The sequence below is a fragment of the Gymnodinialimonas phycosphaerae genome (assembly GCF_019195455.1).
Lineage (GTDB): Bacteria > Pseudomonadota > Alphaproteobacteria > Rhodobacterales > Rhodobacteraceae > Gymnodinialimonas > Gymnodinialimonas phycosphaerae.
In genome coordinates this window covers 3,212,412-3,224,612 of the sequence record NZ_JAIMBW010000001.1, presented here as the reverse complement: position 1 = coordinate 3,224,612, position 12,201 = coordinate 3,212,412, and the positions used below count along the sequence as shown (strand labels likewise).

The following is a 12,201-nucleotide window of genomic DNA, read 5'->3' as shown; positions in this document are numbered from 1 at the left end:
CTGCGGGCGGGGGGCTTCCCCTCTCGCCCGCAGCAAACACCAAGACGATTTGCCAAGACGAAATAAACGACGGCTGACCACCAACCAAGGGGCACGCCGCCAAACGCGGAGAGAGCGCATGGCTTTGCTAAGCTTCGAGAAAAAGTATCGCGTCCGTGGGGGGACGTTGGTCGGCGGTGATCTGTTCGACTTCTGGGTTGGCCCGTTCTACGTGGGCTTTTTCGGGGTCACGACTGCATTTTTCGCCTTGTTAGGGACGATCCTCATTTTCTGGGGCGCGGCCATGGAAGGCAACTTCAACCCCTGGACGATCAACATCGCCCCGCCGGACCTGTCCTACGGTCTTGGCTTTGCGCCGCTCCTGGAGGGCGGCCTTTGGCAAATCATCACATTCTGTGCGACTGGCGCGTTCATCTCGTGGGCGCTGCGCGAGGTCGAGATCTGCCGCAAGTTGGGCATGGGCTATCACGTGCCTTTCGCCTTCAGCTTCGCGATCCTTGCCTATGTCACACTGGTCATCATCCGCCCGCTTCTGATGGGCGCATGGGGCCATGGCTTCCCCTACGGGATCTTCAGCCACCTCGATTGGGTGTCGAACGTCGGGTATTCGTACCTGCACTTCCACTACAATCCGGCGCACATGATCGCCGTGTCGCTGTTCTTCGCCACGACCTTCGCCTTGGCGCTGCACGGCGGCCTGATCCTGTCGGCGGCGAACCCTGAAAAGGGCACGCTGATGAAGACACCGGATCACGAAGACAGCTTCTTTCGCGATTTCATCGGCTATTCCATCGGCACGTTGGGCATCCACCGCGTCGGCATGTTGCTGGCCATCGCCGCCGTGTTCTGGAGCGCGGTCTGCATCGTGATCTCTGGCCCCGTCTGGACCTCGGGTTGGCCCGAGTGGTGGAACTGGTGGCTCGACCTGCCGATCTGGCCGGATCAAGGCGTGGCGTATGACACCACGGGAATGGCCACGTACGGGACCGAGGCAGGCTATGCCGACGTCACGGGAGGGACTGAATAATGGCCTACTTCGAATATCAAAACATCTTCACGCAGGTCCAGGTCCAAGGTGAGCCCGAGATGGGCATGGACGATCAAGGCACCTTGATGAAGGAACGGACAGGGGCACGTTTCTCGACCCTGATCGGCTGGTTAGGTAACGCACAACTTGGCCCAATCTACCTTGGCTATGCCGGACTGATCAGCCTTGCCACCGGCGCGGCGTGGTTCATGATCGTGGGCTTCAACATGCTGTCCCACGTCGACTGGTCGATCCCCGAGTTCATCCGTCAGCTGTTCTGGCTGTCGTTGGAGCCGCCCGGCCCGGAATGGGGCCTGCGGATGCCGCCGCTGAATGATGGCGGCTGGTACATCATCTCCAGCTTCTTCCTGCTGATCTCGGTGATGTTCTGGTGGCTGCGGACCTACATGCTGGCCGTGGAACACCAGATGGGCAAACACATCGCTTGGGCGTTCCTTGCCGCGATCTGGTTGTTCCTTGTGCTTGGCCTGTTCCGCCCGATCCTGATGGGCTCGTGGAGTGAAGCCGTTCCCTACGGCATCTTCCCGCACCTGGATTGGACCACGGCGTTCTCCATCCGCTACGGAAACCTCTACTACAACCCGTTCCACTGCCTGAGCATCGTGTTCCTCTATGGCTCTGTGCTGCTGTTCGCGATGCACGGCGCGACGATCCTGGCCGTGTCCCGTTACGGCGGCGACCGAGAGTTGGAGCAGATCATCGACCGCGGCACGGCTTCCGAGCGCGCGGGCCTGTTCTGGCGCTGGACCATGGGCTTCAACGCCACGATGGAAGGCATTCACAGGTGGGCCTGGTGGTTCGCCGTGCTCACGCCCATCACCGGAGGTATCGGTATCCTTCTGACCGGCACGGTCGTGGATAACTGGTTCATCTGGGCCCAGGAACACAACTTCGCCCCCGACTATCTGGGCGCCTATGGCTACGAGGCCTACGGCACCTACGAGGACTTCGGCGGCGTAACCCGAGGGGAGGAGTGATCAATGTTTCCCAAGTGGTTTGACAAGTGGAATAACGACAACCCCACCAACATCTTCGGCCCGGCGATTGCCGTCGGTGCCGTGGGCGGGGCGGTCTTTGTTGCCGCGATGATCGTGGGCTTCGGCCAACCCTATGCAACGGCCTCGCAGCAGACGGGCCCGCGCGGCACCGGCATGCATGTGCCCGAGTTCGAGCGTAGCCTTGCAGCGGGCGATCCCACGGTCGCGGATTTCTACACCGATGAGCCGTGGGTCCCGGAAGAGGGCGAAGAGCTTGCCGGTGACATCTACGAGAACGTCCAGGTTCTGGGCGATCTGACCGACCTCAACTTCAACCGCCTGATGAACGCGATGACCCAATGGGTCGCGCCGGAAGAAGGGTGTGCCTATTGCCATGCGGGCGCGGATGAGGGTGATTATGCCTCTGACGATCTTTATACCAAGGTCGTCGCGCGCTCGATGTTGGTGATGACGCGGACGATCAACGTGGAATGGGATGCGCATGTGAATGCCAACTACGAAGTTGGTGTCACCTGCTACACCTGCCACCGAGGCCAGCCGGTGCCGAACAACGTGTGGTTCCGCATCAGCCCGGTGAACGCGAATGCCGAGGGGTGGAGCGCGAACCAGAACCGCGCGACAATGGCGTCCAACTTCACCTCCCTGCCCTCGGATTATCTGGAGCACTACCTGATCGAGAATGACGAAGGGTTCTACAACCAGATCGCCGTTCACGACCTTGCTTCCCGTGTGCAGCAACAGCCCGGCGATCCGCTGATCCAGCAGACCGAGCGGACCTATGCGTTCATGAACTACATCTCGAACTCGCTGGGGGTGAACTGTGTGTTCTGCCACAACTCTCGTGCGTTCTACGATGGCGGGCAGAACACGCCGCAATGGGGCACGGCTTCCCTCGGTATCCTGATGGTGCAGGAGATGATCGCCAACCACCTGCAACCCTTGCAGGACGTGTATCCCGAAAACCGGCTTGGCCCGGTCTATGGCGACGCGCCCCTGGCGGCCTGCCGCACCTGTCACCAGGGCTATCAGCAGCCAATGCAGGGCCTGAACGTGATCGCCAATTGGCCCGAGCTGAACGTGCTGGAGGGTCCGCCGGACTACTCTGCATGGGAAGCAGCAGCCGAATAACACCGCTGGCGGCGAGGGGCACCCCTTCGCCGCCGCTTTCTTTTTCCGGGGGCTTCAGACCCCTCCGGCACTGCCATGAACACCGCTTTCATAGTCTATCGTGCGTGTTCGAGCCAAAAGGAACGCCCCAATGGACCGCCCGCACACCCCCATTCTCGATCAAGTGACCTATCCCTCCGACCTGCGCCGCATGTCCGACGCGGATCTGGCGCAATGCGCCGATGAGCTGCGCGCCGAGGTGATTTCCGCCGTGTCGGAAACCGGCGGCCACCTTGGATCCTCGCTGGGGGTGGTAGAGCTGTCCGTCGCGATCCACGCGGTCTTCAACACGCCCTATGACAAGCTGGTCTGGGATGTCGGCCACCAGTGTTACCCCCACAAGGTCCTGACCGGGCGCCGCGATCGCATCCGGACCCTGCGCCAGAAAGACGGCCTAAGCGGGTTCACCAAACGCGCCGAGTCCGAGTACGATCCCTTCGGCGCGGCGCATTCCTCTACCTCCATCTCGGCCGCCCTCGGCTTTGCCGCCGCCCGTGATCTGGGCGAGGCGACGGGGGATGGCATCGCGGTGATCGGTGACGGCTCCATCAGCGCTGGCATGGCCTATGAGGCGCTCAACAACGCGGGTGATTTAGGCGCGCGGCTTTTTGTGATCCTCAACGATAACGAGATGTCCATCGCGCCCCCGGTCGGTGCCATGTCGACGTATCTGTCGAACCTGTCGTCCAAATCCCCCCTCGCGACCCTCAAGGAGATCGCCGATGGTGTCGCCTCTCACCTGCCCGAACCGCTTCGCCACGGGGCCGATCGTGCGCGGGAACTTGTGACAGGCCACCAACCCTCTGCCACCTTGTTCGAGCATTTGGGCTTCACCTATATCGGCCCGATCGACGGCCATAACATGGACGAGCTGCTGACCACCCTGCGCGCGGCCAAGGCCCGCGCGACGGGTCCCGTTCTGATCCACGCCGTGACCGTGAAGGGGAAGGGCTACAGCCCGGCGGAACTGTCGGATGATTGCTATCACGGCGTCGCCAAGTTTGACGTCGCAACCGGCGTCCAAGCCAAGTCCGCCCCCAACGCGCCAAGCTATACGGGTGTGTTTGGAAAGACCCTACTTAGCATGGCAGAGCAGGATAACCGCATCGTCGGCGTCACCGCTGCGATGCCCGGCGGCACCGGCATTGCGACGCTGCAAAAGGCCATGCCCAAGCGCGTCTTCGACGTCGGCATCGCCGAACAGCACGCCGTGACGTTCAGCGCCGGGATGGCGGCGGGGGGTCTGAAACCGTTCTGCGCGATCTACTCCAGCTTCCTGCAACGGGGCTATGATCAGATCGTCCACGATGTCGCCCTGCAAAATCTGCCCGTCCGCTTCATGATCGATCGCGCGGGCCTTGTGGGGGCTGATGGCCCGACCCACGCGGGCGCGTTTGACGTCAGCTATCTTTGCGGGCTGCCGAACATGACCGTCATGGCCTGCGCTGATGAGGCCGAGCTTGTGCACATGATGGCCACCGCCGCCGCCCATGACAGCGGCCCAATCGCCCTGCGCTATCCGCGCGGCGAAGGCACGGGCGTGGAGATGCCTGAAAGCGGGGAGGTGCTGGAGATCGGCAAAGGCCGGATCATTCAAGAGGGGCGCGAAGTGGCCCTTCTGTCCTTCGGCGCGCATCTGGAAGAAGCGAAAGACGCCGCGACCGCGTTGGAGGCCCGCGGCCTTTCTGTCACCGTGGCCGACGCTCGCTTTGCCAAACCGCTGGATACCGCGCTGATTGATCGGTTGATAAACGATCACTCCGTCCTGATTACGGTAGAACAAGGCGCGATGCTTGGCTTCGGGGGCATGGTTCTGCACCACCTGGCGGCTTCGGGCCAGTTGGATGGCCGCTGCGCCGTGCGGTGCCTTCATCTGCCGGATCGGTTCATCGACCAGGCAAGCCCCGCCGACATGTACGCCGATGCGGGCCTGACCGCCCAGGACATCGCGCATCAGGCGCTGGAGGCCCTGGGCGTTGAGGTTCTGACTGCGCGGGCCTAACCCGCGCCTTCGGAAACGAAAATCCGTGTGGGGATGCCGCCCGTGCCGAAGACCTCGACCCGCAGGTATTGCTCGTGCCCGGACAAGACGCGGTTGACCACGTATTCTGACCCCGGGCGCACCTGCCAGATCGTCGGAATGCGCGACCGCGCCGACAGGGTGCCGAAGAAAGGGTCGGCGGAGTCAAACTGATCCCTGATCCCGAACCGGTGAAAATTGGCCCGATCCTGCTGCAGGATGGCCCCGAAATCCCCAAGCCTCACGCCCTGGCTATTCCAGTGATCCGATGGCCCGATATAGGCATAGTATTCACCCATATAGTTTTGCGCCTGTGCGACCGGGGTGAACAGGCCGAGCATCAACAACACGGCGGCAAGAATGCGCATGACTAGCTTCCTCCTCCAAAGACCAACTTCATTCTAGGTGATGGGAGGTTGCAGCAATTGACCGAGATCAGACGCTTTCGAAAATCGCTGCGGCGTGGTCGTGAAGGTAGATCTGAAGCCATGGCGTGAAGGTGTTGGGCGCGCGCAGAACCTCTTCCGCCAGCCCCTCAAGAGGCCGCCAGATTGTGTCCATGACCTCCTCCGGGTTCAGCACCGGCTCAACCCCGGCGGGCATTTCGCCCACAAAGATATCCACAACTTCATGTTCGATCAGGCCGCCGCCCACATCGGCGCGGTATTCCACGGTATCGCGATACGTCAGGGGCACGTCCGTGATCCCCAGTTCCTCATCCAGCCTGCGCACGGCGCAATCGATGCCCGCTTCATTCCATTGAGGATGCGTGCAGCAAGTGTTCGCCCACAAACCGGGGGTATGATATTTTTCCAAGGCCCGCCGTTGCAGCAGCACATCGCCGTCGCGCAGGATGAACACAGAGATCGCCTTGTGGCGAAGGCCGCGCTGATGCGCCTCCAGCTTCTCCACAGGTTGCAGGGTCCCGTCGACCCAGGTGGGAATGTGAATGATCATACGCCAAATTCTCTATACGCGTGTCGGTTGCACCAGGCCCAGAAGGTGCGAGACGTTCTTGATTCCGATCTTGATGTGCGCCATCGGGCGCGCCTTGACCAGTGACTTGTTCATATAAGCCTCGAACGTCAACTTTTGCACGTCGATGTCGTGGCACAAGCTGACAAACCGCTCGCGTCGCTCGTCGCTGCGATAATAAGCGTTCTGCATCGCGCCCAGGACCTTGAAGACCGATTTGTGCTCTTTCATGAACAGTTTGCGGGCCAGTTGCAGGTCCTTGATCATGCCCGATTGCAGCTTCGCCGCCGCCGCCGTGGCGGCCACGCGGCCGCCGACCATGGCGTAGTAAATCCCCTCACCGGAAGACGGCGCAACCACGCCAGCGGCATCACCGGCCAGCACCACATCGCGGCCGTTATCCCACTGATCCAAAGGCTTGAGCGGAATGGGCGCGCCTTCCTTGCGGATCGTCTTGCAGTCAGTCAGACCAGAGGCCGCGCGCAGGGCGGCGGTTGCCTCTTTCAGGTCCACATCCTTGATCATGCTGCCCATGCCGACACTGGCAGATTTCCCATGGGGGAAGACCCAGCCATAGAAATCGGGGCTGATCTTGCCGTCATAGATCACGTCGCAGCGCATGGGGTCGTAGGTTTCCGTCGCGGCAGGGCTCTCGATGATCTCATGGTAGGCGATCACATAGGGCACCTTGTCGCCGTTCTTGATCTCTTGCTTGGCGACGTTGGACCGCGCGCCATCGGCGCCGATCACCATCTTGGTGTCCAGCACGACAGCGTCCCCAGTGGTCTTGTCGCGGTAGTGGACATGGGTGCCGTCGCGGTCGCGGGTGATTTTCGTGTAGGTCCCGGTATGCCGCTCGGCCCCGGCCTCACAGGCGCGCACACGCAGGAACTCATCGAAATGCTCGCGGTCGACCATGCCGACGAAGCCGTTCTCGATCGGGATATCCACCTTGCGCTGGGTGGGGGAAATCATCCGCGCTGTAGTAATCTTGGCGACGATCTGACTATCGGGGATGTTGAAATCCGCAATCAGGCGCGGCGGGATCGCGCCGCCGCAGGGCTTGATACGGCCCGCCCGGTCGATCAGCGCGACTTTGTGGCCGGATCGCGCCAGATCCTCGGCAGCGGTGGCGCCAGAGGGGCCGCCGCCCACAACAACAACATCATATTTCATGGTCATTCTCCCGGTTGCAGTGTGGGTTGGCTAGCCCGCGTGTGAAGAAGCCGCCCGGCGACAAGCGCGGCGGCGACGAACAGGATCGCCTCAAGCCCGAAGACGGTGCCGTAAGCGGCCTCCATCGGCAGGGCGAGGCGGGCGATATCAAGGATGCCGGTGGCGATCAGGCCGGCAAGGCCCGCAGCGATGGCCTGTGCCGCGCCGAAGACGCCCATCCGGGTGCCGGCAGCGCCTTTGTCAGCGGCAGCAAGGCGCATCATCGATCCGATGGCGCCCACGACGAACAATCCGTTGCCGACGCCAAGCACGACGGTGAAGGGGATCAGGGCAAGCCCCATGCCAAGGCCCACAAGGCCCGCAGCAGAGATCAGGCAGCCGATCACGGCCCAGGCGCGCAGCGATCCGATGCGCAGGGTCGACAGCGCACCAGCGGCAAGCATGCCAACCAACGAGGCGCCGTCCTTGGCGCCGGAAAGCTTGGTGGAATCCTCGGGGGGCAGGCCGTGGACGTGGCCCGCGAAGGGCTCCAACACCAATTCAGACAGGTAGAACGCAAGGATGGAGAGGAACACGAAGCCGGTAAACGCCCGCGCGGCGGGGTCGGCCCAGGTCGCGGCAAGCGCGGGGCCAAGGGCGTGTTGCGACGGGGCAGGGACCGCGCCAAGGCGCGCTTCGACGCGCCAGGTGCCGAGGGCCGCGATCAGGAAGGTGATGATGGCGACGGCGGCCACAACCGGCAGCAGACGGCCCGGTGAATAGGGCTCCAGCGCGATGCCGGTCCCGACGGAGGCGGCGATGGCCCCGATGATCAGCGCCAACCACGCGATGGTGGCCGCAGCGCCCTTACGCTCATCCGATGCGGCGGTCGCCAGAAGCGCAAGGAACGACGTGCCCGCCGCGCCTATCCCAAGGCCGATCGCGGCATAGGACACGATCCAGATCGCCAGCGCGGCAGTGCTGTTGTCCACATAGGCGATCCCGTAAGCCACACCGATCAGCCCGGCGCCCACAACGGCAACTCCGCCTAGAATGAACGGCGTGCGCCCGCCTTTCGCATCCGAGCGGTGGCCCCAGTAAGGCCGCGTCATCTGCACCCCATAATGCAGCGCGACCAGCAGGCCGGGCAGGATAGCGGGCCAGGCAAGTTCCACGGTCATGAGGCGGTTGAACAGGTTCACAGGCAGCGCGGCGAGGCCGCCGATGGCCATGTTGGCGAGGCAAAGCCGAACGATGCCGCCCCATCCAAGGTGCGTTGCGGGGGTCATGTCAGCCCCCGGATGGCGACGGCCGTGACCATCATGCCAAGCACATACAGCATGACGCCTGTGCCGTTATACCAAGGCGCTTTCGCCTTGGGGTCGCGCAGCATCACGCGCATCGCGGCCAGTTGCAGCGCAAGGCTGACCCCGATGGCCAGAGCGTAGAAGGGGACGTTCCAGTAGACTAGAAGGCCAATGACAACGATCTGCGGTACAACCATGACAATGCAGGCCAGCTTCGCCGCACGTTCAGGACCGAGCGTAACGGGGAGGGAGTTAACGCCCATCTGGCGATCTCCCTCCAATGCTTTAAAATCATTGAGCGTCATGATCCCATGGGCACCGATGCCATAAAGCAGCGCGACGATGACCACGGGCCAGGACGGCGCGCCTGCCGTGAGGACGGCGGCACCGGTGAACCAAGGCAGGCTTTCATACGACAGCCCCACCAGACCCGGCCCCCACCAGCCCGAGCGTTTCATGCGGATCGGCTCAACCGAATAGGCCCAGGCCGCTGCAATCGCGACCAGCGTTGCGCCAAAGCCCCAGGGGCCAAGCGCCAGGCCAACCATCGCGGCGAAGACCGACATCGCAAGGGCGATCCACAGGCCCCAACGGCCCGGAATGCGGCCCGAGGGAATGGGGCGGTCGGGCTCGTTGATCGCGTCCACGTGGCGGTCGCACCAATCGTTGGCCGCCTGGCTCATGCCGCAGACGATGGGACCCGCAAGGATCACACCCAAAACCAGCAAGACCCAATTGCCCGACAAGGACACGCCAGCCGAGACGACGCCGCAGGCATAGGCCCACATCGGCGGAAACCAGGTGATCGGCTTCAGCAGCGTCAGGACGGCACGCGGCTCCGGCAACCGGCGCAGGGGGCTTGCCCGAGACTCAGGTTCAGAATGTGTGAGGTCGGTCGTTACACTCATGGTGTCAGCTTAGGCTGACACTTCGCGAGTCGGCAAGTGTAAACTCAAGTTGACGCTTTAGTTGGGTGTCGTGGGGTCGTTCTTCGCCAGCAATCCGTATTTGCGCAACTTCACGTACAGCGACTGGCGCGAAAGGCCCAGCATCTCGGCGGCGGCGACACGGTTGTTGTCTGTCAGCTCCACGGCGGTCTCGATGCACATCTTCTCCACCACATCCGTTGTGGCCGAAACGATGTCCTTCAGTGGCGCCGAGCCGACAAGATCCATCACATCGCGCATCGCATCATCGGACATGGCCGAAGGCGTGGCAGTTGTTGGCTCGCGCACCACCTCGATGCGGCTGGTGTCGCGCACGATAAAGGCGAACCCCGTCGTGTCGCCGGTGCTAAGGTGCGTTGCCGACATCTCGACCGAAAGCTCTGACCCAAACGCGCCTTCAAGGCGGGTCGAATAAAGGCGCATCTTCTTATTGCGCGTGGCGCTATCGATCATGACCTTCAAGTCTACCGAGCCGCGCGACAGGAATTCGCCAAGCGACTTGCCCCGAATATCCGTCAACTGCCCCGCATCACAAAGGCTGAGAAACGCATCATTGGCGGAACGGATGACACCGGCCATGTCGGTGAACACAATCGCGTCGGCCCCGTCGCGGTAGAGGGCGGACAGAACCTGGGTCAGCTCGACCGCGACGGTTTCTGTGGTTCCGGCGGTCTCGATCCGGCACAAGAGCGTGCGATCTCCGGCGGCGCGGAACACCACCGGATACAGCACGACGTCCGTTTTCGTGCGGCGCGACGTGACGGACACGACCCGCGAGGCGCCATCGGCGGCAGCGGCCACAAGACCTTCGATGAACTCGCCCCGGCGGCGGCTTTCGAATTCCTGCGTGAACGCCGAGCCGGTCAGCGCATCGGCGCTGGCCCCCAGGATCTTTGCGCCAAGCCCGTTGATATCGACGATCCGCCCCGAGGCCACGTCCACCAGCACAAAGGCATCGCGGGCGGCCTCCATGATGACGCGATAACGCGTCTCATAATCTCGGTGGGATTCGTAGTCTTTCTCCAGCGCCAGCTGCGCCTTCACAAGGCGATGCTGCAATTCCGCAATCGGGCGCAGATCGCGGCCAAGCATCAGGATGATGTTGTCGTCGCCCGTCTTGTGCAGCGTGTAGCGGATCGGGAATTCCCAATCGGAATTGTCCGAATGATTGACCTCGATCGCGTCTGCCTTTGTTTGCTGCCCATCGCGATAAGCCGACAACTGCGCATCAATCTTGGGCTGACTTTCGACCGTCAGAAATTCGCGAATGTCGTGGTCTTTCCAATGGTCAAGCTGCCCCAGGGTGGGGTTGAGTGGGTTGGTTACCACTGAATGCACCGTGCCGGACGTATCCAGCACAATCGCCAGATCCGCAGCCGTGGTCACAATCTCGTTGAAGTGCTCGGGCCCAATCGGGGAGGCCGAGGGCGTATCCCAAAAACCTGTTCCGCGCGTGTTCATAAGAACATGTTCTCCGTCACAGATCGTTCAATAATTTCATAAGTGGTCTGCCACCGACTTTGAAGGAGGGTCTAACTCCACAATGCTCAAACCACATATCTCTAACGCGTCCCGTACCGTTCTTGCCACGTGATCGACGCCCGTTGCCATTTTCAAGTCCTGGTCTGTGTCCAACAAGGAACCGCCAAGAACGATTGGCGTGACGCGGGTCACGGTAGCGCGAATTATGTCCACCAATTCTCTTGATGATGCAAGTGTTCTCCGGCCTGCAATCGATATTCCAATCATGCTGTATCGCCGATCCCGCAGGGTCACCGCGACTTCTTTCGGGTGCTGGTCCACGGCGATGTCGACCGCATAGCCGAAGCGCCGAAACTGATCTGCGGCCACGAAAGCACCCAACGTGTGATGCTCGGGCCGCGGGATCACCAGTAGTACCCGTGGCGTATGGACCCGATCAGGGCCCGCAGAGTTCTTAACGTTATCTAAGTACGTTCCCGTCGAAGACAACCCGTGGGCGATCAGGGCGCGTACCGCTTCCTGCAAGCGCGCCGTGCCAATCGTGACATCGACGAAGCTTATTGCGTTGTCCGTCCAGCGCTGGCCCAACACCGCGGCAGCGGCGGGGATGACGTGATCGATGATCTCGACTGTGCTGATCCCATCCGCACGCATCTGGTGGATGATCTGGTGCCGATCTTCATTGCGATCCGACAAGTAGGCATCGCACAGGTCATCCAACCGTTCGGCAAGCCCCTTTGACTTAACCGGTCGTGCCCCGCCGGGACGCGCCAAGCGCTGAAGCGCCAGCTTGGCAAGCTCAGTCACGTCGTGATCGGCCAAAATGGTCCGATCTTGCGCGAAAGTTCTGCTGTCGTCGGCCATCGTGCTGCCAATACCCTTACCTTTGCTTGCGGTGCGCGGCGTCTACGCAATGAAAGCTGTGGTGATGTCTATATCTCGCTGAGTCTCACTGCAAATGTCAAAGAAATTAGACACTTTCGACAATCTCAACCTCTGCTAGTACCTGTTGCATATCATTAGATAAGCAAAAACCCAAGTAAACAAAGAGAAAAGTGATGTCCGAAGGGTTAAGCGTCGATGCGGGTTCACCTGGAAGAAT

At 61.8% G+C, this 12,201-nt stretch carries 11 protein-coding genes; 4 read left to right on the top strand and 7 right to left on the bottom strand.

Annotated elements, in window-relative coordinates:
* Positions 1-118: 118 nt before the first annotated feature.
* From pufL to dxs, 4 genes are all read left to right on the top strand, one after another.
* The gene (pufL, locus tag KUL25_RS16020; protein WP_068361693.1) at positions 119-1,027 is read left to right on the top strand and encodes a photosynthetic reaction center subunit L; all 909 of its coding nucleotides are present in this window, start codon (positions 119-121) and stop codon (positions 1,025-1,027) included.
* Complete coding sequence (gene pufM / locus KUL25_RS16015; protein ID WP_257893837.1) at positions 1,027-2,025, top strand: photosynthetic reaction center subunit M; 999 nt, start codon at positions 1,027-1,029, stop codon at positions 2,023-2,025. Before pufL ends, pufM begins: the two co-directional genes overlap by 1 nt.
* A gap of 3 nt (positions 2,026-2,028) precedes the next feature.
* Positions 2,029-3,174 (top strand): photosynthetic reaction center cytochrome PufC, encoded by a 1,146-nt coding sequence (pufC, locus tag KUL25_RS16010; RefSeq protein ID WP_257893836.1) that lies wholly within the window; start codon positions 2,029-2,031, stop codon positions 3,172-3,174.
* Positions 3,175-3,304: 130 nt separating this feature from the next.
* A complete protein-coding gene (dxs, locus tag KUL25_RS16005; protein ID WP_257893835.1) occupies positions 3,305-5,215 on the top strand; it encodes a 1-deoxy-D-xylulose-5-phosphate synthase in 1,911 nt (636 codons plus the stop codon).
* Here dxs and KUL25_RS16000 read toward each other — a convergent pair.
* The 7 genes from KUL25_RS16000 to KUL25_RS15970 all read right to left on the bottom strand — a co-directional run bounded on the left by KUL25_RS16000 (position 5,212) and on the right by KUL25_RS15970 (position 11,963).
* Positions 5,212-5,601, bottom strand: coding sequence for a hypothetical protein (locus KUL25_RS16000; protein ID WP_068361705.1), 390 nt, complete (start codon positions 5,599-5,601; stop codon positions 5,212-5,214). The genes dxs and KUL25_RS16000 overlap by 4 nt on opposite strands.
* A gap of 67 nt (positions 5,602-5,668) precedes the next feature.
* The gene (gene idi, locus KUL25_RS15995; protein WP_257893834.1) at positions 5,669-6,190 is read right to left on the bottom strand and encodes an isopentenyl-diphosphate Delta-isomerase; all 522 of its coding nucleotides are present in this window, start codon (positions 6,188-6,190) and stop codon (positions 5,669-5,671) included.
* A gap of 12 nt (positions 6,191-6,202) precedes the next feature.
* Positions 6,203-7,384: a geranylgeranyl diphosphate reductase gene (locus tag KUL25_RS15990; RefSeq protein ID WP_257893833.1), complete on the bottom strand. Its 1,182-nt coding sequence runs from the start codon at positions 7,382-7,384 to the stop codon at positions 6,203-6,205.
* A gap of 2 nt (positions 7,385-7,386) precedes the next feature.
* Positions 7,387-8,652: a BCD family MFS transporter gene (locus tag KUL25_RS15985; protein ID WP_257893832.1), complete on the bottom strand. Its 1,266-nt coding sequence runs from the start codon at positions 8,650-8,652 to the stop codon at positions 7,387-7,389.
* Positions 8,649-9,578, bottom strand: coding sequence for a chlorophyll synthase ChlG (chlG, locus tag KUL25_RS15980; protein ID WP_257893831.1), 930 nt, complete (start codon positions 9,576-9,578; stop codon positions 8,649-8,651). Before chlG ends, KUL25_RS15985 begins: the two co-directional genes overlap by 4 nt.
* A gap of 57 nt (positions 9,579-9,635) precedes the next feature.
* Positions 9,636-11,078 carry a transcriptional regulator PpsR gene (gene ppsR / locus KUL25_RS15975; protein WP_257893830.1) on the bottom strand — a complete coding sequence of 481 codons (1,443 nt, stop codon included), beginning with the start codon at positions 11,076-11,078 and terminating at the stop codon, positions 9,636-9,638.
* Between the two features lie 36 nt (positions 11,079-11,114).
* Positions 11,115-11,963 carry a cobalamin B12-binding domain-containing protein gene (locus KUL25_RS15970; protein ID WP_257893829.1) on the bottom strand — a complete coding sequence of 283 codons (849 nt, stop codon included), beginning with the start codon at positions 11,961-11,963 and terminating at the stop codon, positions 11,115-11,117.
* Positions 11,964-12,201: the final 238 nt, after the last annotated feature.